This is a genomic window from Arthrobacter sp. WCS2018Hpa-7 (assembly GCF_031843805.1).
Lineage (GTDB): Bacteria > Actinomycetota > Actinomycetes > Actinomycetales > Micrococcaceae > Arthrobacter.
On sequence record NZ_JAVTJB010000030.1, the window covers coordinates 1 to 24416 of the forward strand.

A 24416-nucleotide genomic window follows, 5' to 3' on the forward strand; every position below is an offset into this window, starting at 1 on the left:
ACCAATTCATGCAACTCGCCCTCGACACCGACCCCGGCTACCGCTTCGCCAGACTCACCGACCAAATGCTCGGCGCCGGCATCATCGCCGGTTGGAACACCAACAAAAACACCGCCTACAAAACCCGGCTCGACATGCCCTGAAGCATTGGTGTCCGAGTCCCAACAGGTTTACGGAATCTCTGTTATCGGCATTAGAGGTGAGGGCACTCCCGTCGGCCCATTCCAAACCTCCGAATGAAGGTTTTAACACCTTCCTGCGGTGGGCAGAAGGGAGTACCTCTTCACGAAGCCGCTATCGCAGAAGTAGCGGGGTCGTACAGCGAGCTCTTCAGTCAGGGCAGTATCTGTACCACTCGGATCTCATTGGCTAACGCTCTCTCCACGCGGTTCACGGGAGAGGATCGACTGCGCGAAAATTTCCGAAAACCTTTACTTAATGTTTTGGCTACCCTACTGTTCTTTTGGGTGCACGCGGTGTGTCCCGGGAAGCTGGGCATAGTGTCCGTGCTTCTCTCGCGACAAGGAAGTGCGCGGTGATATGAAAACTCTATTTCGGCTCCCAGTGACCTCAACTGGGCTGGCCGCGGCAATTGTGCTGGGGCTGGCAGCCCCAGCCATCAGTTTCGCCAACGGTTCAATTGGGACGGCCACGGCCGCAGGACAGGCGCCCTCTGTCGTTTCCGGAGAGCGCTGCGAAGCACCTTCGTCGGCCGCTACCCCGGCCCAACACGCAACGATTTCGGCGTCATTTACGGCGTCATGGAACAACATCAACTCAGTCAATGATGGAAGTGTCGTCCATAACGGCGGTGCGCAGAATCAGCTGTGGGGAACTTACTCCTCGAACCGTCCCGCTCAGCAATGGCTCCAGTATGACTGGTCGGGGCAAGGAACTCTGACCGGGGCGTCCATTGCGTTTTGGAGCGACAACGCGTCGGACACGGCAGGGGATGGCCTCGCTGTTCCGACGTCCTGGAAGCTGCAGTCCTGGGACGGAGCTTCCTGGACCGATATCGCACTGAAGGACGGCGCGTCGTATCCTCGTGCGAAGGACGCAGTCAACGCGGTCACGTTCGCGTCCCCCATTAATACGTCTAAGCTCCGTGCGGTTTTTGACGCGACGACCAATGGGACCAGCTTCGCAGCCCTCGGGGTCAGTGAATTCGCTGTAACAGGCGACGTCGCGCCTAATCCTGTGCTGGGTGAAGAGATCCTGACTTCCGACAGCTTCAATGTGGCAGTGAGCCGGAGTACTGGGGGTGTCTACCATCTCGGCAACGCAACCGACGGTCCGAGCTGTACGAACTATGTCATGAACCCTAAGAATAGGCCGTCCTTCGACGTTAACGATTCCCGCTGGGTGGGAGACCTCGGGCTGAAGGTCGACGGAAGTCCCCGAATGACAGGTCTTTCCGATGACATCCGCAAAGTCACATCGACGGAGGCTGGAATTGAAGTTGGCTACTCAGGGACTTCAGCCAACGCCGCCGGAATTCGTGGGTTCAACCTGACCGAGAAGTACGCGTTGACCGGCGAAAGCCGGGATGTCCTTGACTGGTCCATCGACATTGAAAACACGTCGGCGCAGCCAATGGAAATCCAGGACTTGAGCGTCCCGCTGCTCATGAACTCTTGGTGGAAAGAACATGACCAGACCGCCATCTACGAGCAGAACGTCGCCCGGCACTCCTTTGTGGCCGATGACGGGTCCTACATGTACTGGCAGCGACCCAACGGTGAAGGCCCCTACCTGGTCATGGTCCCGGATGAGAACACCCAGCTTGAGTTCAAGGACAAGGCACGTCCCGGCGAAGGCCCTTTCGCCGAGGTGGACCCCAACTTCGAAGGCCTCGTCGAGTACTACGTGCACTCCAAGAGTGCCGCACCGACACGGGTGAACGCCGGCAAGGCTGCCCAGTACCTGCCAGCAACGTCAGCTACCGTCCCTGCCGGTCAGAAAACGAGCTATGGGTTCACGTTCCGTTGGGCTGAGAACTACGCTGACCTCCACAACGTGCTGTACGAGGCAGGTGTCGTCGACACAGTCTCACTGCCTGGCATGACCATTCCGCAGGACACCACCGCAAAACTTGCAGTGCGGGCGAAAGCAGGCATTGATGCGGTCGTTCCCGGCGGAGGACTGGGCGCCGCGGGGAATGACGCAACCATTACCGCTGCGGGTGAGGCTAACGGCTACAAACTCTACGACGTCAAGTTCAACTCATTGGGCGAGAATTTCGTGACAGTCCAATATGCCGGCGGCAAAAAATCGGTCCTGCAGTACTACTCAATTGAACCGGTCGAGAAACTGATCGAGGCCAACGCATCGTTCATCGCTAAAAACCAGCAGGCGAAAGACCCTGCTCGCGGTTATGACGGCGCCTACCTTCAATGGGACATGCGGACCAAGCAGATGGTGACCAGGCAGAACGTGGGAACAACCGCACTCACGGGCATCGACGAGTTCAAACTTCGTTGGATGACCGGCGGTTCCGACGATGCCGGACTGTCACCGGCAGCGTTCCTCGCCGAAAAGAACTCGTTGTCGCCGAGCGGGGATCAGATCACCTCCCTTGACTACTACATCGACAACTTCCTCCTGGGCTACCTGCAGAACCAGTGGAAGGACGGGCAGCGGACGTGGAACGTCTACCACTGGTATGACGGTGGAGACGGCGACCGTCCAGCAACGGGCAGCGATGCTGGCAACGGTGGGAGTGGTGACGGGCTGGCAACATGGCGTGTCATGAACAGCCCACACATCTGGAACACCTATTACGGCATGTACAAGATCGCCAAAGCCCACCCCGAGCTGACCAAGCGCAGCGCCGCCGAATATCTCGACTTCGCCTACAACACCATGAGGGCGTACTTCGAGCACAGCGATGCCGGTGCGTGGCTCCCGAACGCTTCACGCGAAATGGCCTCCATGGGTGAACTCTCCCTCCCACTTGTCAGGGACGCACTGAAGGACGCAGGCCGAACTGCAGAGGCGGACAAACTGCAACAGTTCTTCCAGAACAAGTACAACGTCTTCGCGTCGAAGAAGTACCCGTTCGCCTCAGAGATGAGCATCGACACGACAGCATTCGAGGCCAACTACACCCTGGCAAAAATGTTTGGTGACAACGAACTAGCCCGCAAGGTGACATCGGCATCGCTGTCAGCGCGTGGAACCCAGCCGCTCTGGTACTACTACGGTGGCGACAACCGTCACATGGGAGAGTCATGGTGGAACCTCGGCTATGAAACACAGCTGGGTGCCTGGCAGCAGCAGGAGTACCTGACTTCCTACGACGCGCCGGCCAACGGCTTTGACTTTGACGAAACCATGCGCTCGACGTACGGGGCCTACCTGGCCGGCTGGGCGAACATCAACTCCGGACAGATCAGCACCGACCCGGCAAACTACGGGGCAGCCTCCTGGCAGTTCCAGAGCGAAAAGGGCACCTCCGAATACAGTTTCATGCCAAACCTCAACGGCTGGTGGGCATGGTCGGGTGAGTCCGCACTCGGATTCTGGGGCGGTCTGAAGACGGCAGCAGTCGATGTCGTCGATGACAAGATCTTTGGCACCTACGCTTACGGAGGAGACGCGAAGCTCGTCGGCGGAACCTACCAAATCACCCCCAAAGACGGGGTACGTCAGCGCCTGAACATGTTCAACAAGAACAAATTCGGAGTCGAAATCAGTGGAGCTAAATACACCGCTGCCAAGATCGCCACCGACTTGTCCACCGTCGAATTGGCACTTGAGAACGTGACGGACGCTACCTACTCCCCCACGTTCTCGCTCCGAAACCTGCCCACCGGCACCTACCAGGTCTTCGTCGACGGAACGCGCCAAGCCCAGACGGTTACCAGCGACGGCAAAACCGCGTCCCTGGCACTGTCCAACCTTGCCAAAGATGCCGGCACCTTAAAGATCACCTCTGTGCCGGCTGCTTCCCTCTCCGTAACCGCCACAGCAAGCAGCCGCTGCATCGCCGGAAAGGTTGTTCTAACCGTAGAGGCCAGCAATGCTGACACGGTTCCCCTAGCGATGACGTTCACCTCAACTTACGGACAGAAAGCCTTCACCGCGGTTCAGCCCGGCAAGAAGGCCGTGCACGCCTTCACCACACGTGCGGCATCGATTCCGGCAGGGCAGGCAACTGTGAAAGCCACTGCAACAGTCAATGGCCAGCCGACAACCGTCGACGTGCAGGCAAACTACACCAGCCGCTCCTGCCCATAACCCTGAACTCGCACTGAAACAAGCGGAAACAACCACCATGCGGGGCCGGCAACAGCCGGCCCCGAAAGGAGCAAACAAAATGAAGACAGACCGTACCATCCTCCATCGGGCTGCCGCCGCTACCTTGGCGGGACTGATCCTGACCAGCGTCGCGACCGCCGCCGTGGCAGCGGAGTTCGGCGATGACGACGTGGACGTGAACGTCGAGATCGCCCAGATTGACCAACCCGGCGTCCTGGCCATGACCGTGGCGGGGACATCCGTGCAGCTGACCGAAGGCGGCTCCACACCGACCATCCGTCAGTTCACCGGCACCCTCCCGACCGTCACTGTCACCGATACGCGCACCGCCGCCGAAATCCCTGATGGATCCGGCTGGTACGTCCTCGGAACCTCGACGGACTTCACCGGAGACGCCGGGCAACCGACCATCAGCGCCGGAAACCTGGGCTGGACCCCGCGCTTGATCGATGGCGGCGAAAGCGGACAAGTCGCCGAAGGTGACCATGTGGACACCGTTCTGGACTCCGGAGATGATGCAGTGGGTTTGGTCGATCAGGAGCTTCTCGCCCTGGCTTCTGACTCTGAAGCCATCGCTCCGGAAGGACAGTGGACGGCCAACGCGCAGCTCGTTCTCAAGACCGCATCCACGGTTCAATCAGGTTCTTACGGATCCACGCTGACCCTTTCCTTGTTCGAGTGAGACAAGGTGGGGGCGCGCCCGCGAGGACGCGTCCCCACCCCTCGTTGGAGTGATTCATGACCTATTTCCGGCTCCATCCCCGGCCGCTGCTCTCAATCGTGGGCACCCTCATCGTGGCATTCTTGTCCATAACGTTCCCGGCCGGATCAGCGATGGCGGCCGACGGGCCCAGCATCACATGGTCCGTGAGACCAGCGGACTCCACAGGTCCGGATGGACGGGCATGGGTCGAACAGGAACTCGATCCAGGAGAAGCTGCCGGGGAACACTTAGCCATAAGTAACCTGAGCGCGGAAACGGTAACGTTCCGTCTTGCCGCCGCCGACGGCTACTTCACCCCTGCAGGCAGGTTCAACATGCTGCCCTCCAATCGCGACTCCGTGGCCGCCGGCACCTGGATTGACGTCACCGACACGGTGACCGTCAATCCTGGTGCCACCGCCATAGTCCCTTTCACCGTCACGGTTCCGACAAGCGCCGAACCAGGCGACCATGCCGCGGGCCTTGCCGCTTCACTGCTTTCAACAAAAGAAGGGGACAACAGCGCCTCCGTCGGAGTCGAGAGCAGGATCGGATTCCGGGTCATGACACGCGTCACCGGCGAACTTCGCCCGCAACTGGAACTGGAAAACGTGAAGGCAACCTACGCCCTCTCATGGAACCCGTTCACACCGGGAGAGCTTCTTATCTCGGGCGACGCGGTCAATACCGGGAACGTGAGACTTCACGTCGACGGCCAAGGGCGCACTGGACAAAACACCGTGTCCTTGGAAGGCGCCGAGGGCGGGCAGGAACTGCTGCCAGGTGACCGCCGGAAAGTCACGACCCTCATTGGAGATGCCTGGCCCACCCTGTACATCGAAGCCAGCCTGAGAATGGATCCGACCGTGGTAGCCCTGAATGGGTCACGGAGCGCTCTGGCTGCCGTGACATCGACAACAGGAGTGTGGGCCATCCCGTGGTCACACTTGCTTGTACTCACCGGCCTCCTGCTGGCCGCATTTGCAGTCGTCGGCGGACGAAAAAAGGCACGCCGGAGAACGTCCGCTCTCATTGAAGCCGCACGCAACGAAGGTCGCCGTTCGGCCCTGCCCCGGGCAGCGGAGCAACCTGGACAAGACAATGAGAGCGGACCTCCCGATAGTCCGGCACCGCTTCCACACGCCGACTCCAGAAACAACCAATCAAAAGTTCACAGACACCAGTGCAAAGAAGAACAAGAGGAAGAGACCACGCATGAACTGTAGGTGCTCAGCCGGCGACACGGGATCCAGCTCTCCACGGCCGCTTTGTTGCCGTGAGCCCCCTCTGCGCCTCAGCCCAGCCTTAGGTCCGTTGACGCGCCAAGGGAACCAACCCCCGTTCGCAGGCCCCCAATCATTCGGGCTCGGCACCCTGGTTGCGCTACTGGGCGGCGCGACCGCCCCGGACCCGGCCCTCAACGACGACGCCGTCTTGAGCATACTCGTCACCATCACTGAACGGGCATGCGCTGAGAACAATTCCTGTACAGAGATGCTCCCCCCTGCCGGAGCGGACGTCTCCATCTTGCTCCCGATGCTCCTCATCGCGGTCGGCGCAGCACTCGTTGTCCGGCGCCATACCAGCATACTGAGGACACCGGATCAGGCGACCTCGACCGAAAAAACGCAGAAACAGAGATAGAAACAATGTTCGCACTCAATCTGTCCTGCGGCCCTGCGGCCGTCTCCGCAGGACCTTAGTCGAGACCAATACCCTGGCGTGATTGAACACGGTCGGAGGCAGTGGCCCGCGGTTGTCGACATCCCCGGTCACAGGCGCCAGCAATCCCACCAGCACGGCATGCCCCACTACGTCGGAGGACCGAGCGCATAAAACGCAAACCGCATCAAGTTTCGTGGTTTCCGTGATCTTCCCGAACTGAAATGCGGGGGCAACAGACCCTAAAAAATCAACAAGGCTCCTTTTCTTGGGCTCTCCGGCGGTGGGCCCGCGAAAGCCTCACCGTACATTCCTTTGGTTCCACACCCCATCAAACGAAAAAATACGAAAACCCTTTCCGTTTGATTGTCCGACTGATATTGTCCTCTTCATTGCTGCGGCCACGACGGCGCTGCACACCAGCAGCACCGCCACCTTCATGGCCAAGAACACGGGTAGACCCCTTGGGGGTCCAACAGAACGGGAGCGTCCGCATTGACGCGAAATGATCACAGGCCGCGGGCATTGGCCGCATGCATAACAACGGCGGTGACGGCTGCTCTCGCCGGCTCCGTCCTCATTTCCGGCCCGGCATACGCTGCGGATGCGTGGGACCCGTACGGAGAGGGGCTGATGAACACCAATGCCTCCCTCGGCTACCCCACATTCGTCAACGGCGACCAGGCTATTCCCGTGACCAGCGCCGGCTATGACCCGACGACGCCCTATTTGGCGAAAGTCTATGCCGCGGACGTTGCTGCCGGGGCAGGCACTGTCCCGGGCCAAGACTACTGGCTGGACAAAATGCTCTCGCGCGACGGAGTGCAGCCGGATGAGCCTGGTGGGCTTGACTACAGCTCGGATCAGCCGAGCAATATTGATTACGACAACAACAGCGTCTTCTTCTCAAGAGGCCGGGCCCTGTACATGCAGAACTCGGACTCCGGGCTCGGTTTCCAGGGCCGGGTGGCCTACGTCGAGGATCTCGGCGGCGCCGCCTACACTCTCACCGCGACCGTTGGGGGCAGTGAAATCACCCTGCAGGAGACCCAGGCCAAGCGGCACAATACCCCAAGCTACTGGTACTCCGAGTACACAGGCGGCGGTTTGCTGGTTAAGCAGACCAAATTCATTACACGACAAAACGTTGCCGTGGAACGGCTTCAGATCACGACCACCGACGGCTCCACCCGGAGCGTTGCCCTGGCGGTGAAGTCCACCTTCACACCCACCGCGGCCGGGAATGAACTCACCGGTTCCGTCACCACCGCAAACAACGTCACTCAGGTGACGACGCGCCTCTCTGGGGATCAGTTCACCGTTGATGGCTCCAGGCTCGTCCGCACGATCAGTGCTTCCCCGATGGTTTCTGACCTGAAGATCCAGATGGGCTTCACCACGACCGAGATCCCCGAGAGCACCACAGAGTTCGTCACGGTGGCCGCGGCCGCGCCGCAAGCTGCCTACGAGGGGCAAACGTCCACCTACAATTCGTGGTGGGTGGAAAACATTCCCTACCTGGAAACGCCCTCCGGGGAGATCGACAAAACTCTCTTTTACCGCTGGTGGCTGCTTCGCACCAATTTCCTCGACGCCCAAGTCCCCGGAAACGACTACCAGTTCCCGACCTCCATCGAAGGCGTCTATGGGGGTGCCTACAACAACGCAATCGTACTGACAGCAGGCATGTTCATCGAGGACATGAAGTACTTCCGCGATCCCTCCAGCGCCTACGGCACGTGGCTCTCCGCCGGAGAAACGGCACGACAGAGCAAATACATCGATAACCCCGGCAACCCCAACAACTGGAACAGCAGCTACGCGAACTACATCTCCGAAGCAGCCTGGAATTCCTACGAGATCCACGGCGGCGACGCCGCCGTCGCCGAAAAACTGGCGACCTATGCAGAAGACGACATCACCGGCCAACTCGGCGATTTCGACAAGAACAACAACAACCTCATCGAATACTCCAACCCTGCAATGACCGGGAACGACGTCGATGCCGTCTCGTTCTCCTGGCGCAACAGTGCCGCGTGGACCTCCTCCCCCATGGATCGGCCCGAGACCGCTTACCTCTATTCGGCCGCGCAGGCAGCGGCTGAAGCGTATCGGCTCGCCGGTGACACGGCTGCAGCTGACCGCATGGAACAGAAGGCAGCCGCCATCAAAAAGGCAGTCCTGGATGTCATGTGGGAAGACAAACGCGCGACAGCTGACGAAGCCGGACTGTTCGGAAACATGATCAAGGCCGCCTACTCCGACGGCAGCTCCGGTCTTCCAGCGGGAACGAAGATCCCCTGGAAGGAAGTAAATATGTACTATCCCTACACGGTCGGCCTGATGCCCAAACCTGGCGACCCTGATTTCGATGCGAAGTACCTCGAAGCGTTCCGGCTGTTCGTCGACAGCGAGCACTACGCGCCGTTCCCGTTCTACACTGCGAACCAGAAAGACGCGAAAGCGCGCGCGGCCCGCGATGCGGGCTCGGGCAAGCACTACTCGAACAATTTCTCCACCATCAACTCCACAGTGATGTTCCGACTGCTGTCTTCGACCCTTCGCGATTATCCGAACAACTATCTGACCAGCGACTACTACAAGAAGATGCTCTACTGGAATGCCTGGGCCTCCTATGAAAAAGGTGACGTCACCCGCCATAACGAAAACGAGTTCTGGTCTCACGGTTCTGCCGCGGACGGGGGATCGATTAAATACCGCTCGTGGATCCATCAGACACAGCTCGGCACCACCAACTTCACGGTGATCGAAGACGCAATGGGTTTGCAGGCGCGGACCGATAACAAGATCGAGCTTTCCCCGATCGATGTCGGCTGGGACCATTTCACCGCCAACAACCTCAAATATCACGACAAAAACCTCACGATCGTTTGGGATCAACCGGGTGGGGAGCGGCACTACGGGGACACACCGGAGGGCTATTCGGTCTATCTGGATGGTGAACGGGCCTTCACCATCGATGCCTTGGTCCCCGTCACTTTCGACTCTGATACAGGCGAGGTCACGACCACAGCAAACATTACTTACAACAAGGCAAACGCGGTCAAAGCAGCGAAGGACGTCCGGTTTGGGTCCACCGACCCTGTGGTCGGATTGCTCGCCAAGGCCGGCGTCGACATCAATCCCGCTTCCAGCTCGTCACCGAACCTTGCCGAAGCCAAACAGGCGACGGCCTCGTACTCAAGCACCGGCAGGACTCCGGCAGGGAACACGAACGACGCTTCGAACGCCGTCGACGGATCCACCGTCAATGAACCCTTCTGGGGGACTGCCGGCTCACCGAACGCCAGTGACTGGCTCGAAGTGGACCTCGGCACCATGCAGACCGTGAACGAAGCCAAAGCATATTTCTACCGCACGTCCTCCTACACAACCGTTCAGGGATACGCCGCCCCAAAGTCCTACTCCATCCAATACTGGGACGGAGCAGCCTGGAAATCCGTGACTGCACAGGCCAGGACCCCTCAGGTGCCCACGGGAAATGAAAACGTAATTCGCTTCGCGGATGTTCAGACGAATAAGCTGCGGATCCTCGTTTCCCACCAGCCGGGTCAAAAGACCGGCATCAAGGAATTCCAAGCCCGAAAAGTAAGCACGGCGTACACGCCGGCCGAGAATGAAGCGCCCAAGGTGACCATGCAGCGGATCAGCGTCGCCGATCCCAGCATCGCCCGATTCACCGGAACCGTGTCCGATGACGGATTACCGAGCGGTGAACTGTCCCAAGCCTGGACAGTGATTGCCAAGCCCTCGGATGACGCGACGGTGACGTTTACTGACAGCACGTCACCCAATACCACGGCTCGATTCTCCACGCCGGGCTCGTACACCCTGCGCTTCACGGCCACAGACACGGCCAAGCAGACAACAGAGGATCAGATCATTGATGTCTCCGATGTGCGGCCGCTGGGCCCGGAAGTGGGCTCGTACGCCACACCGACCACCTCCTACGTGGCGGCATGGAACCGCCTCAGCGCCGTCAACGACGGCGAAGTGGTGACGACCGCTCAAACCGATCAAACGAAGCTGTGGGGTACGTACAGTGACAACCGCCCCGCGAGCCAGACGTTGACGTACACGTGGGCGACTCCGATGCGCCTTGCAGGCGCCGGAGCTGCGTTCTGGAACGATGCGTCCCAGGGTTCAGGTGCAGGCGTCGCCATCCCCGCCGCGTGGAAACTTGAATACCTGGACGGAAGCACATGGAAGCCAGTGGTCTTGCGGCCAGGTGCCACGTATCCAACCAACGGCATCGGGACCACCAGCGAAGTGGCGTTCAACCCCGTCACCACCGCCCAGCTGCGGGCGACCTTCCAGGCAAGCCCTGCGACGGCGAACACTGGATACTCTGCGGTGGCAGTTTCCGAGTTCGATGTCTTCAGTGACTATCCGGTCTCCAACGAAGCGATCGCCAAGCGAACCAGTGTCGGCACACCCGTCAGTCTTCCGGGCACCGCGACGGTCGTTTACTCCAATGGCAAACGCGGCGAGCTGCGTGTGAACTGGGACGCCATCGAGCTCTCCCGTTATAACACTCCAGGGATCCTCACGGCCACTGGGACGTTCGCCGGCTCCAGCCTTCCGCTCACCGCAACGGTCAGCGTCGGCGAGAGCGGGACCGACATCACCTCAATCGATCCCCAGACTGCCCTGACATATGTGGGACAAGCGCCGGACCTGCCGAAAACAGCGGTTGCCATCTTCAGCGGAGGAAGCGGGGCCAAAGAGACCCGGGCGGTCACCTGGGATCCGGTCGACCCGGCAAAGTACGCACAGGCCGGCCAATTCACAGTGCAAGGAACCATCACGGGAAGTTCCGCGCGGGCAAGCGTCATCGTCTCTGTCGAATACGACCCTGTCGCCACGACGAAGCCCGCCACCCCCGCGGCGCCAGCTGTCGCTGTCGCAGGAAACACTGCAACCGTGACCTGGTCAGCTCCGAACAATGGCGGGGCACCGATCACCGGCTACACCGTCACGCTCACCCAGACAGCAGCCGCTCCGATCACAAAAACCGTCACCACGACGAACACCGTGTTCGCGGACCTCACGGCGGGTGACTACACCGTCACCGTCACTGCAGCCAACGCCCTCGGAACATCGACGGCTTCGGCGGCGACGGCATTCAAGATAGATGCCCCGTCCGGGTTGCACCTGTCGGTGACGGCGGCCAGCAGATGCATCGCAGGAAAGGTGATCCTTACCATCGCGGCGAAAAACCAAGAGGCGGTGCCGATGTACATCAACATGCGCACTGCCTACGGAACCAAAGCCTTTACCCAAGTCGCACCAGGAAAGTCCGCCACGAACGCATTCACAACCCGGGCAGTTTCCATCCCCGCAGGGGCGGTCACCGTCGAAGCGACCGCAACCCTGAACGGCGCGCCGGTCACCAGAACCATCGAAGTCCCCTACGAGCCGCGAACTTGCTAAACGCCAACGGGATGGCGTTCGGAGAACGTCATCCCGTTGGCACCTGCCGCCCTAAGCAATTCGACAATCACCGACCGCAACCGGGCTGACGTCCCGGGCAACACCCTCCCATTGCCTGCCACCTTGCTGCCTAATCAATCGATCTCCCAGTCCGAGCCGACATCCTACCGGCCGCCAGGTAGCCCCCATAAAGGCGGCCTGCGCCCAAGACAGACGTCGGCGGGGCCCGGGACCAGTCCTCGGGACGTCAACAGCCGACCCGCATCTCCGCCCGACCGGCATCTCCGTCCGACAACTTCGAAAAGCACCGAAACGATGAGCCAAGAAAAAGTACCTGACCGCACCAGCAACGGCATCGATCACACACTCCGAATCAGGGGAACCGCCGCGCAAATCCAGTTCCCACAGGGCAAAGGTTCATCAGCTCCAGGGATGGCTACCAGCCGGATTCTCGCATCACCGGATGCCTTCCGCTCGGAAAACCAAACCCGTGCGGCCCCATCCAACGCTGGCCTCAGCCTGATTGCCCCTGATATTGCCGATGGGGGCGAACGGAACTTCGCTGCACCCGAACAAGAAGACAACGCGGACCCAGAGCCGCGAAAAGGCGAAGCTCAAACCCTGCCGGCTTGGACACGCTTGACCAGTGGAGACGTGGTGTCCCTTCGTGCGCCGGGCATGCCGGAATACCTCGCAACAGTCGAGGCCCGAACCAACGACGGAGAGATCATCTGGATCCGGAACAGTCAAAACGAACGCAGGCTCCACCATTTCAGTGATTTTCAGTCTGTGCGCCTACTGCCGAACAACAGCTCCGGACGGAGCGAAGACCCACTGGGTGAGGAAGAAGACGACGCGACAGCCCGAAGCTTCACCAAGCCGCACCCGCGGTGAGCAGGCCTTAGCCGACAAAAACACAAAGCAACTGCCTCAGAATCCAGGAGAAAACACATGTCCACAAGTCCCACACAGCAGCTCTCCGACGCCGGCGTTTCCATCTGGCTCGATGACCTCTCCCGCACCCGCCTGGAAACAGGCACGCTGCAGAAGCTCATCGACGAAAAGAACGTCGTTGGTGTCACCACCAACCCGTCCATCTTCCACGCCGCCATCACCTCCGGCACGGACTACGACGCCACCATCGCAGCGCAGGCCGCGGCCGGTGCCAGCGTCGAAGAGACCATCTTCCAAATCACCACCACTGACGTCGCCGACGCCTGCGATCTCTTCGCGCCCGTCGCTGCCGCCACCAACGGTGTGGATGGCCGCGTTTCCATCGAGGTGGACCCCCGCCTGGCCTGGGACACCGCAGGAACCATCGCCGAGGCCAAGCACCTCTACGCCAAGGTCAACAAGGACAACGTCCACATCAAGATCCCCGCAACCCTGGAAGGCCTCGAAGCCATCACGGCTACCTTGGCCGAGGGCATCAGCGTCAACGTGACCCTGATCTTCTCCCTGGAGCGCTACCGCGCGGTCATCAACGCCTTCCAGTCCGGCCTTGAGCAGGCCAAGGAGAACGGCCACGACCTCTCCACGATCCACTCCGTGGCTTCATTCTTCGTCTCCCGCGTTGATTCCGAGATCGACAAGCGCCTCGACGCCATCGGCACGCTCCAGGCACGATCCCTCCAGGGAATCGCAGGGGTCTCGAACGCCCAGCTGGCCTACCGCATCTTCAGGGATTCGCTCACAACCCGCCGCTGGGCAGTGCTCGCCGAAGCCGGGGCGCTCCCCCAGCGTCCCCTGTGGGCCTCCACCGGCGTCAAGGATCCCGCCTACCCGGACACCCTCTACGTGACCGAACTCGTGGCACCAGGAGTGGTCAACACCATGCCGGAAAAGACGCTGGATGCCACGTTCGACCACGGCACCGTGATCAGCAACACCATTACCGGCAGTTATGAGGAGGCTATCGAGAACCTCAACGCCCTCGAGGCAGTGGGCATCTCCTACAACGACGTCGTGAGCATCCTCGAAAGCGAAGGACTTCAGAAGTTCGTGGCGTCCTGGGATGAACTCTTGGCAGCGGTCGAACGTGCTCTCACAACGAAACCCAACACACCACTGCCCACCCATTAGCGACAGCCGAAGCCCACAGCCAACCGTCCCCATGGAATCGTGCAGCTCACACCTCACCACAGCAACGTGTGGAACGTCGGACAACGAGCTCGGGAAACATGGTCGGAATCCTGGCGGCGTCGCCTCCCTGGATACGACTCGCCAGCACATCCCAACAGCGTCGTCCTTCGTGTTCGAAGTCCACCCTGACACTGGTTAGCGGAGGTGAGAAGTAGGCCGCTGCAGGCTGATCGTCGTAACCAACGACGCTCACATCGTCAGGGACGCGAAGTCCGCCTTCCTGGAGACCTCGAAGTAGACCCAGCGCGATCTGGTCACTGGCTGCGAACACCGCAGTAAGGATAGAAGAGCCCGCAATGCGCAATCCGGATAGGTAACCATGCTCCGCTGTCCAGTCCCCCGAGAACAGCAAGTCGGCAGCCAAACCTGCGCTTTCCAGCGCGTCCTTCCATCCCTCCAACCGTTCCGTGGCGTCGTACCAGTCCAGCGGACCGGACACATGTCCGATGCGTCGATGTCCCAGATCCAGCAGGTGGTCGACCGCCTTGCGGGCACCCGAACGTTGATCGACCGTGCCAGCGTCTGGGGCATCGGCCGAATGCGCACCGGCCCACACGACCGGGACGGACGTATCCAAGTTTTTGATCGCCCTTGAAGCTCCCTCGCGGGACACGATGACCGCTATCCCCTCGACAGCCTGGCCTTCAAGGTGCTCCAGGGCCGCGCGCATTTCGGTGCTGCTGACACCCTGAACGCTGGCAATACTTACGAAGAAGCCTTCTTCCCGGGCTGCCCGTTCAAAACCCAGAAGAATTTGTGAAGGACCATACTCAGCGAGCTCCATGACGAGCACACCCATGGTGCGCGATCTGCGCGTCACCAGACTCCGGGCGGCGGGGTTGAGCCGGTAACCGAGGGCATCGATGGCTTCCTCAACTCTCCGGCGCGCCGGAGCACTGACGTGGGGATGATCGTTGAGCACCCGCGAAACGGTCTGATGGGAGACTTGGGCCCACGCCGCAACAGTCCTCATGGTCGGCCTGCCGGGTTCGGATGCACGAGGCGCTTCCCTTGATTCCCGTTGACTCATAGGATCACCGCGTTAGCGGCCGTAAACGTTTTGGTATCGGTCGTAGAGGGATTCGATCTTGGCTGGGTCGATGGGCAACGGCTCACCGAGTTGACGGGAGATGTGGACCGTCCTGGCCACTTCCTCACACATCACGGCGGCTTTGACGGCTTCGCGGGCGGTCTTGCCGATGGTGAACGGCCCATGGTTCTGCATCAGGACCGCGGGCGAGTTGGAGTTCTTGAGGGTTTCCACGATGCCGTGGCCGATGGAGTCGTCGCCGATCAGCGCAAACGGTCCCACGGGAATGGGGCCGCCGAATTCGTCACCCATCATGGTCAGTACGCAGGGAATTTCCTCACCACGTGCAGCCCAGGCCGTGGCGTAGGTGGAGTGCGTGTGCACTACGCCGCCTACCTCGGGCATGTGCCGGTAGACGTACGCGTGCGCGGCGGTATCGGAGGACGGGGGGAGGTCCGGGTTGCCCCAATAGGTGATGCCGCCGTTGTCTCCACGCGACGCCAAGCCGTTGACAGGTGTGCCAAAAAGGTCAGTGACCACCATGAGCTCCGGTGTGAGGTCGTCGGAGGAGACGCCCGAGGGCTTGATGACCATGAGATCGTGCCCGGGGATCCGGGCCGAGACGTTGCCCGCGGTCCACACCACCAGTTCGTAGCGGGTCAGTTCGGCGTGCAGCGCACAGACCTCGTGGCGCAGCTGCCCGACAGAGCCAAAGACGCCGCTCATGCGGAGGCTCCTTCCAGGGTGCTGGATTGGGTGGCCGAGCCGTGGGGTCCTGAGCCCTGGATCGCGGCGCGTTGGATGGCTTTGAGGCGGTGCATGACGTTGTTGGTGCCGCGGCCGAAGTAGTCGTGCAGGGCTTTGTATTCCTGGAAGAGGACCTCGTAGGCCGCCACGTTTTCAGGGATGGGGGTGTAGACCGCGCCGGGAGCTGCTGCCATGGAGGCTGCGGCTTCGCGGATGTCCTTGTACTTCCCGGCAGCGACAGCTGCGTGGATCGCCGAGCCCAGCGCAGGACCCTGCTCGGAGCCGATGGTGGAGAGCTGCAGGCCAGTGATGTCGGCGTAGACCTGCATCAGGAACTTGTTCTTCAAGAGCCCCCCGGCCACGATGAATTCCTTGACCGGAACACCCGAATCGCGGAACGCGTCCACAATGGTGCGCGTGCCGAAAGCCGTGGCTTCCAGCAACGCCCGGTACGTGTCCTCAGGTTTGGTGGCCAAGGTCTGGCCCACCACCACACCGGACAGTTCGTGGTCCACCAGCACTGAGCGGTTGCCCGAGTGCCAGTCCAGCGCGATCAGGCCGTGCTCGCCGATTGCCTGCTTCTCCGCGAGCTCGGTCAGGTATTCGTGGATACCCAGACCCTTGTCTTTGGCGGCCTGGTGGTACTCCGGCGGGACGCCGTTCTTGGTGAACCAGCCGAAGATGTCGCCAACTCCGGACTGGCCTGCTTCATAACCCCAGAGGCCGTCCACGATGCCGCCGTCCACGACTCCGCACATGCCCGGCACTTCGCGCAGCACGTCGCCGTTCATGACGTGGCACGTGGACGTGCCCATGATCGCGACGAGCTGTCCGGGCTCCACGGCGTTCGCGGCCGGTGCGCTGACGTGGGCGTCAACATTTCCCACGGCCACGGCGATCCCAGCGGGGAGTCCGGTCCAGGCCGCCGCTTCGTCGGTGAGGTAGCCCGCGGCATCGCCCAAACGGCCGATCGTGTGTTCCAGCTTTTCGGACACGAAGCCCTTGAAATCAGGGTTCAACGCGGCAAGGAAGTCCTCGGACGGGTACTTTCCATCCTGGTAAATGCCTTTATAGCCGGCGGTGCAGGCGTTGCGGACGTAGCTGCCGCAGAGCTGCCAAACGATCCAGTCGGCCGCCTCAACCCAGTGATCCATGGCGCCATAGACTTCCGGATCTTCCTCAAGAAGCTGAAGTCCCTTAGCGAACTCCCACTCCGAGGAAATCAGGCCGCCGTAGCGGGGAAGCCAGAACTCGCCCTGTTCTTCAGCAAGCTTGTTGATGCGGTCAGCCTGCGGCTGGGCTGCGTGGTGGCGCCAAAGCTTCACGAATGCGTGGGGCCGGTCCGCGAAGCGTTCCAGCTCGTTCAGCGGCGTGCCGTCTGCCGTCGTCGGAACCATGGTGCAAGCGGTGAAGTCGGTGGCGATGCCCACCACGTTGGCCGGGTTGATGCCGGCGTCTGCGACGGCGGCCGGAACGGCACTGCGCAGTACGTCACGGTAGTCGTTGGGGACCTGAAGGGCCCAGTCGGCCGGAAGGCGCTGGCCGGAACCGGGGAGCTTTTCCGACACGACGGCGTGCGGATACTCGAACACGCCGCTGCCAAGTTCTGCCCCGTCCGATACACGCACGACGACGGCGCGCCCGGACAAAGTGCCATAGTCCACGCCAATGACGAACTGCTCGTCCAGCGGAAGGAATTCAGAGGTATTCATGGAGTCTCCATCCGGCTGGCCAAGGCCTCTTTGCCGGGGGTCGGGGTGGAAAAGTGAAGAAGGTCTGATGCAATTGTTAGCGCTCACAACCAACGAGTCAAGTATTTCCAGAAAATAACGGAAAAGCTTTTCTGGTGGTAGTTCCGCAGTTTTGCCGATCGCGGGAAGCTTTGATCAGGATTCCGCCCCAAACGCGCGCGTTGGGTGATGAGCCTGCTTGCTTAGTGGGTCAGGGACGTGGATTCTCGGGTGACGAGACTGGTGGGGATGTTGTGCAGTCCGGGCGAGGTCTTTCCATCAATTGCCGCGAAAAGCAGTTTTGCGGCTTTGCGCCCTACCCGCTCGAGGTTCATGTCGATGGTCGTGAGAGGTGGCCGCCCCTGGGCTGCGATCAGCTCCCAGTTGTCATGTCCGATCACGCTGACATCGCCGGGGACGTTGCGGCCGGCTTCCCGGAGTGCGTCCAAAGCGCCGCGGGCGATCTGATCACTTCCGCAGGCGATGGCGTCTACTTCCGGGTTCCTTGCCAGCAGCGTCCTGACGGCGCCCCGCCCCCATGCCTCGCTCCAAGCGCCGTAATAGACTTCGCCCCCGACAAGCTCAAGGCTGTGGCCGGAGAGCGCCTCAAGGGCTCCTTGCGCCCTGTCTCGGGCGGCGGCGTAGTCGATGTTTCCGGAGATGTAGGCGATGCGCGAGCGGCCGCAGCTGACCAAGTGCTCTATTGCCTGGCGGCCCGCGCCGACATTGTCGCTGACGACGGAGGTATCACTTTCGTCCATCGAGGGGGCGTATGCGTAGACGACTGGGACCGGTAGATCCTTACCCAGTGATACGCGCGGATTGGTTCTGTCGCCAACGACGATCAGCCCGTCAACACGGCGGGAAAGCAGGGCGCGTAGATGGTGTTGTTCGCGGATGGCGTCCCCGCGGGCATCGCAAAGAAAGACCGAGGTGCTCCCGGCCCCAAAAGCATCTTCGGCGCCCATCAGCACGGGAATGGAAAATCGCCCGACCAGGTCATTGGTCAGCAGTCCGACCGTGCCGGTTCGTCCTGAGAGCAGGCCTTGGGCGAGCACGTTCGGCAGGAAGTTCAGCTTTTCCGCGGCGTCTTGGACTTTCGTCCGCGTTTCGGCTCGAACATGCTCCCGGCCATTGAGGGCCTTGGAAACAGTCGCGATTGACACACCAGCCAGGGCTGCGACGTCTTTGAGGGTCGGGGGCCGCGTCCCGTTCTCGTGCATCTCAACGCCACCAACAGTCCCCAAGGATACTTCTCCCAAATTCTTCAGCCGACATGAAAACCTTTTAGGTCTTGACCACGAGTGTACATGACCCTATGGTATAAAAAGCTTTTCGGAATGTTTCGTTGATCGTCCGAGTCACCGTCAATCGACGGTTCTGACAGCCAAACATCTCCTAGAGAGCGCATCAGCCCCCGGCATCGGGTCGCGGGCAGCTCGAGGACGAGCAGGAAGGCATTAGGGCAATGGTCAATTTCTCTAACAGGACACCACGCAAATTTAGCCGCAGTGTTCTGCTGGGCACCGCCGGTATGGCGGCGGTCGCAATAGCGTTGAGCTCGTGTTCATCAGGCTCAAACCAATCCCCCGCGCAGTCCGGCGGAGGCGAACTCACGATGTGGACGCGAGCGGCCACCCAAATCCAGAGCCAGGCGTTCGTTGACGCTTACAACAAGTCTCACGACACCAAGGTCAAGCTGACTGTCATCCCAACGGACGACTACCAGGCGAAGGTAGGTGCGGCGGCTGGTTCTAAGAGCTTGCCGGACCTGTTCGCCTCTGACGTTGTGTTCGCGCCGAACTACACGGCACAGGGCCTCTATATGGACATCACCGACCGCATTGACGGACTGGAATTCGGAGACAAGCTCGCCCAGTCGCATATCGAGACGGGCACGTTGAACGGCAAGAAGTATGTTGTCCCGCACACCATGGACCTATCCGTCCTCTTCTACAACAAAGACCTTTACGCAAAGGCCGGTCTTGATCCGGACAAGCCCCCAACAACGATCCAGGAATTTGACCAGCAGGCCCGAGCCGTCAATGCTTTGGGCGGCGATGTCAGCGGAACTTACTTTGGTGGAAACTGCGGCGGGTGCATGGTCTTCACCGGGTTCCCGTGGATCTGGGGCGATGGGGGTGCCGTGCTGAATGAAGACGGCACCAAAGCTAATCTCGCCTCATCCGAGGCGAAGGAGCTTTACAAGGTCTACCGCGGCCTTGCCGCTGACGGTGTCGCAGGAGCCGGGACGGCGGACGAGACCGGAGCCACCTGGACCGCCCCGTTCCCCAGCGGGAAAGTCGGCGTCATGCCGATGCCTTCGACCATGCTCGGAAAGATGCCGGCCAACACCGGCGTTGCACCGATTCCAGGACTGAAGGGCGGTGAATCGACGTTTGTTGGTGGCGACGCCATCGGAATCTCTTCGACCAGCAAGAACGCCGACGCGGCGTGGGAGTTCCTTAAGTGGACGCTGGGTGACGAAGCGCAGGTCGAGGTTTTGGCCAAGAACAACGATGTCGTTGCACGAACAGATCTCGCCAAGAACAAGTACTCCGAGAAGGACGCCCGGGTGGTCACCATCAACGAAGTAGCGGCAAAGGGCAAGACCCCCTTCGCGCTGAACTTCGGTGCCGCATTCAACGATCCCAACGGTCCGTGGCTGTCCTTGTTCCGGGAAGCTGTCTTCGGTCCGGGCGCCAACATCGACAAGAACAACGAAGCCATCAACGCCGTCCTCTCTAAATAGGGACTCTGGCCAGTCCAGCAGGACCGGGTGCGGGCCTTAGCGCCCGCACCCGTATCAACCGACACCCTAGGGGATCGTCACCGCCTATGGGTCATAGGAGAAAAGCAGCACAAAATGTCCGTCGAAAACACATTCAAGAGACGGCTGGCGAGCCCAGCCACAAGTATCCACCCCCCGGGCCCGATCCGCCGGCGCATGCCCAAGGCCCGTAAACGCGCCCTGGTCGGGTTGGCCTACGCCGCTCCGACCGCGATTTTCCTGCTGTTGATGTTTGTCGTCCCACTGTTGACAGTCGGCCAAATGTCTATCAGTGACTGGAGCCTCCTCGGCGGTGACAAGGGACTGAATGCGCCCGATAACTATGTCGGACTTGCAGATAACCCTCTCCTTTGGCCCAGCATCGGTTTTACACTTCAGTACACCCTCATCGTTACCGTCATCATGATGGCCCTAGCCATGGGCCTGGCACTTCTTGTTCAGGAAGCCACCCGCTGGAACAAGGTCTTACGCACCGCCATCCTCGTTCCCAGCGCTTTGGGCCTGGCATCGGCCTCCCTGCTCTTCTGGGGTCTATACAGCCCGAATATCGGGCCCATTAGCCCGGTGCTGCAGGCCTTGGGATTCGTCGACGAACCTGTTTCCTTCCTAGGCACCCCAGAGGCCGCGCTCTGGTCAACAGTGTTCCTCATTATCTGGCGGTTCACCGGGTTCTACATGCTGCTACTGATGGTCGGCCTCCAAGGTATATCCCACGACATCTACGAAGCTGCACGGATCGATGGCGCCGGTCGCTGGATGACTTTCCGCAGCATCACGTTACCTCTGCTCAAACCATCCATCGCCATGTGCCTGATCCTCTGCATCACAGGATCGCTCCTGGCTTTCGACCAGTTCTACATCCTAACCAAGGGCGGCCCGGACAACTCCACGATCACCGTTGTTCAACTCATCTACCGCGAGGCGTTCCAGAAGTTCGATCTAGGATCGGCGGCCGCGCTTTCGGTCGTCGTGCTGCTCGCCCTGGTTGTCATCAACCTCGTTCAATTCCGCGCACTGCGCGAAAAGGAGTGATCCTCGTGAAAGGATTCCGCACCCTGTCGAGGACGCCCTACTACGTCCTGACCATCGGTCTAGCCATCATCTTCGTCTTCCCACTGCTGTGGAGCGGCGTCGCCTCAGTATCGGGACAACCAGGGACTTCCCAATCCGAAGGTTTCGGCCTGGGCAACTTCCAGCGCCTCGTGGACTACGGACCCGGGCTGGGCCAACTCATTCTCAACAGCCTGATCGTATCGGGACTGACCGTCATCCTGACCCTTTTCCTGTCCCTCCTCGGCGGCTACGCTTTCGCCCGCTTCAGCTTCCCGGGCAAGAATGTTCTATTCCTTGCGGTCCTGGCCATTCTGATGGTTCCCTACGCAAGCCTGCTCGTCCCCTTGTACGTGCTCTTGGGAAGTCTGGGCCTCACCGATAACCTTGTCGGCCTCGCTCTGGTCCTGACCATGTACCAACTGCCCTTCGCGACGTTCATGATGCGGATTTCCTTCGAAGCCGTGCCAGCGGAGCTTGAAGAATCCGCCCTCGTCGATGGCTGCAACTCCGTGACCGCGCTGGTACGCATCCTTCTGCCCGTTGTCGTGCCTGGATTGGTAACTGTGGGCCTCTTCACGTTCCTGGCCGCTTGGAACGATTTCATAGCCCCGCTGATCCTTATCAACGACCCGGACGCCGCTCCGCTGCCACTTGCCGTCGCCAACTTGCGTCAGCAGGCCATGGGTGCAGTGGACTATGGCGTCACCGAAGCCGGAGTAGTTGTCCTTGCCCTTCCGTGCATCGTGCTGTTTCTGCTGCTCCAGCGCTTCTACATCAGCGGGTTCATGTCAGGAGCCCTCAAGGGATGACCGCGAAACCGGTTACACCAGCCTCAATCGACCATCGAGACCCCAAGCGTTTGGACAATGCCACGACCATGAAGATCGCAACCAACCACCTCCAGAGCCCTGTAGCGCCACTGTCGACGTTGCTGCATCCCCTTGACGTTTCCGAGGCCCGCCTCATGGAGACAGGTTTTTGGGGGACCAGGTCGCGAATCAACGCCTCCAATACCCTCCCCCACTGCCTGGGCTGGCTGGAGCGCGCTGGTTGGCTTCCGAACTTCGACCTTGCAGCCCAGGGCCGTCTCCCGGTCGGACGGAAGGGCCGGGAATTTGCTGACTCCGAAGTCTACAAATTGCTCGAAGCCTACTGCTGGGAAAACGCCAATCACCCCAGCGCAGAACTTGAGAACGTCATCGTCGAGATGACCCGACGCATTTCCGCTGCTCAGGAAAACGATGGATACCTGAACACACAATTTGGCCGCCCCGGCCAGCACGGCCGCTATAGCGATCTCGAATGGGGTCACGAACTATACAACTACGGCCACCTGCTCCAAGCCGCCGTTGCCCGCCTGCGAAGCCATGGAGAAGATGCACTCGTCGCCGTCGCACGACGCGTCGCGAACCATATCTGCGAAACATTCGGAGAAGACGGCATCCAGTCAGTTTGCGGGCACCCGGAAATCGAACTCGGACTCCTGGAATTCGCCCGGGCAACCGGCAACGACCGGTACCGCCACCAGGCACAACTGTTCATCGACCGCAGGGGCCATGGACACCTCGCAGACATCGAATGGGGCCGGTCCTACTTCCAAGACGATGTTCCGGTACGGGAGGCCACCGTCTTGCGTGGCCACGCCGTTCGTGCGCTGTACCTGGCGGCGGCGGTTGTCGACTTGGCGGTAGACACTGACGACAAGAACCTATTGTCGATCATGGAAACGCAATGGGAAAACACAGTAGCCTCCCGCACGTACATCACAGGCGGAATGGGCTCACACCACCAAGATGAAGCCTTCGGCGAGGACTACGAACTACCCAGCGACCGGGCTTACTGTGAAAGCTGCGCGGGAGTTGCCTCCGTAATGTTCAGTTGGCGACTACTGCTAGCTACCGGAAACTCCCGCTACGCCGACCTCATCGAACGCACAATGTTCAACATTGTGGCCACAGCCTCGGCCGACGATGGCAGGTCGTTCTTCTATTCCAACACCCTGCACCGCAGGAGCCCCGGAGAACCCACAGACCCGACCATTCAAAGCAAAAGGGCCGACTCGAGCCAGCGATCAGCGTGGTTCGATGTGGCCTGCTGTCCGAACAACATTGCGCGGACGCTCGCAAGCCTCGGTTCCTACTTGGCAACACGCGATGGCTCCGGCATTCAGATCCATCAGTACGCAGATGCCGAACTGGAAGCTGTCTTGGCTTCCGGTAACCGCGTCAAAGTCGGAATGACAACGCGCTACCCAGATGATGGCTCGGTGTTCTTTACTGTTCTCGAAACACCAACTGAGCCATGGACGATTGCCTTCCGCATCCCTAAGTGGGCTGGTTCGGCACGGATCAGCGTTCATGGAAAAACATTCGAATCGGTTCCCGGTTACGCGCAAGTGACCAAGTCATTCACTGTGGGGGACCAAATTCACGTCATGCTCCCCATCGAACCCCGAGCCGTGGACGGGAACCCGCGCATAGACGCAGTCCGAGGGGCAATCGCCTTAGAAGCCGGACCCCTCGTCTATTGTCTTGAGTCGGCATCACTGCCCAACGGAATCCACGTTGATGACTTTGTCGCAGAAACACTCATCATTCCAGCACCAAACGAAGACGCAACGTTGAGGGTCCAAGGCCATTTAGACGCAAACCTACGGACTTCGTGGCCCTACGGTACGTCACCTCAGACGGCGTCCGGAAAACCCCTAGCGGTTGACCTCATCCCCTACCATGCCTGGGGAAACCGAGGACCAGTCAGCATGAGGATCTGGCTTCGAACCCACTAACAGGGCTCCTCGGAACACGGGCTTGGGGACGACGGGCCGGCCCTAGCCCCGTTTCGTCC

At 60.5% G+C, this 24416-nt stretch carries 14 protein-coding genes; 10 read left to right on the forward strand and 4 right to left on the reverse strand.

All coding sequences use genetic code 11. From position 1 onward, the window contains the following. Positions 1-540: 540 nt before the first annotated feature. The 6 genes from RQH14_RS21390 to tal all read left to right on the forward strand — a co-directional run bounded on the left by RQH14_RS21390 (position 541) and on the right by tal (position 14161). Positions 541-4239, forward strand: a complete 3699-nt coding sequence (locus RQH14_RS21390; RefSeq protein WP_311215129.1) for a DUF5695 domain-containing protein — start codon at positions 541-543, stop codon at positions 4237-4239. A gap of 79 nt (positions 4240-4318) precedes the next feature. Then, a complete protein-coding gene (locus RQH14_RS21395) occupies positions 4319-4942 on the forward strand; it encodes a hypothetical protein (RefSeq protein WP_311215130.1) in 624 nt (207 codons plus the stop codon). Between the two features lie 56 nt (positions 4943-4998). Next, on the forward strand, positions 4999-6189 hold the full coding sequence (locus tag RQH14_RS21400) for a hypothetical protein (RefSeq protein ID WP_311215131.1): 1191 nt from the start codon (positions 4999-5001) through the stop codon (positions 6187-6189). A 1069-nt stretch (positions 6190-7258) separates the two neighbouring features. Further along, positions 7259-12079, forward strand: coding sequence for an Ig-like domain-containing protein (locus tag RQH14_RS21405; RefSeq protein ID WP_311215132.1), 4821 nt, complete (start codon positions 7259-7261; stop codon positions 12077-12079). A 432-nt stretch (positions 12080-12511) separates the two neighbouring features. Beyond that, the gene (locus RQH14_RS21410; RefSeq protein WP_311215133.1) at positions 12512-12973 is read left to right on the forward strand and encodes a hypothetical protein; all 462 of its coding nucleotides are present in this window, start codon (positions 12512-12514) and stop codon (positions 12971-12973) included. Between the two features lie 57 nt (positions 12974-13030). Continuing rightward, positions 13031-14161, forward strand: a complete 1131-nt coding sequence (tal, locus tag RQH14_RS21415) for a transaldolase (RefSeq protein WP_311215134.1) — start codon at positions 13031-13033, stop codon at positions 14159-14161. Positions 14162-14207: 46 nt separating this feature from the next. On the opposite strand, the gene RQH14_RS21420 is transcribed toward tal, so the two are convergent. The 4 genes from RQH14_RS21420 to RQH14_RS21435 all read right to left on the reverse strand — a co-directional run bounded on the left by RQH14_RS21420 (position 14208) and on the right by RQH14_RS21435 (position 18951). After that, positions 14208-15194 carry a substrate-binding domain-containing protein gene (locus tag RQH14_RS21420; RefSeq protein ID WP_311215135.1) on the reverse strand — a complete coding sequence of 329 codons (987 nt, stop codon included), beginning with the start codon at positions 15192-15194 and terminating at the stop codon, positions 14208-14210. A 69-nt stretch (positions 15195-15263) separates the two neighbouring features. Further along, the gene (locus RQH14_RS21425) at positions 15264-15977 is read right to left on the reverse strand and encodes an L-ribulose-5-phosphate 4-epimerase (protein ID WP_311215136.1); all 714 of its coding nucleotides are present in this window, start codon (positions 15975-15977) and stop codon (positions 15264-15266) included. Beyond that, positions 15974-17710 (reverse strand): ribulokinase, encoded by a 1737-nt coding sequence (gene araB, locus RQH14_RS21430; RefSeq protein WP_311215137.1) that lies wholly within the window; start codon positions 17708-17710, stop codon positions 15974-15976. The genes RQH14_RS21425 and araB overlap by 4 nt, the downstream gene beginning before the upstream one ends. A 221-nt stretch (positions 17711-17931) precedes the next feature. Then, complete coding sequence (locus tag RQH14_RS21435; RefSeq protein ID WP_396136342.1) at positions 17932-18951, reverse strand: LacI family DNA-binding transcriptional regulator; 1020 nt, start codon at positions 18949-18951, stop codon at positions 17932-17934. A 395-nt stretch (positions 18952-19346) separates the two neighbouring features. Between RQH14_RS21435 and RQH14_RS21440 the strand changes: the two genes are divergently transcribed. From RQH14_RS21440 to RQH14_RS21455, 4 genes are all read left to right on the forward strand, one after another. Further along, on the forward strand, positions 19347-20480 hold the full coding sequence (locus tag RQH14_RS21440; protein ID WP_311215139.1) for a sugar ABC transporter substrate-binding protein: 1134 nt from the start codon (positions 19347-19349) through the stop codon (positions 20478-20480). 114 nt (positions 20481-20594) lie between these two features. Next, on the forward strand, positions 20595-21551 hold the full coding sequence (locus tag RQH14_RS21445; protein ID WP_311215140.1) for a sugar ABC transporter permease: 957 nt from the start codon (positions 20595-20597) through the stop codon (positions 21549-21551). Between the two features lie 5 nt (positions 21552-21556). After that, positions 21557-22381: a carbohydrate ABC transporter permease gene (locus RQH14_RS21450; RefSeq protein WP_311215141.1), complete on the forward strand. Its 825-nt coding sequence runs from the start codon at positions 21557-21559 to the stop codon at positions 22379-22381. Positions 22382-22449: 68 nt separating this feature from the next. Then, on the forward strand, positions 22450-24357 hold the full coding sequence (locus RQH14_RS21455) for a beta-L-arabinofuranosidase domain-containing protein (RefSeq protein WP_311215142.1): 1908 nt from the start codon (positions 22450-22452) through the stop codon (positions 24355-24357). Positions 24358-24416: the final 59 nt, after the last annotated feature.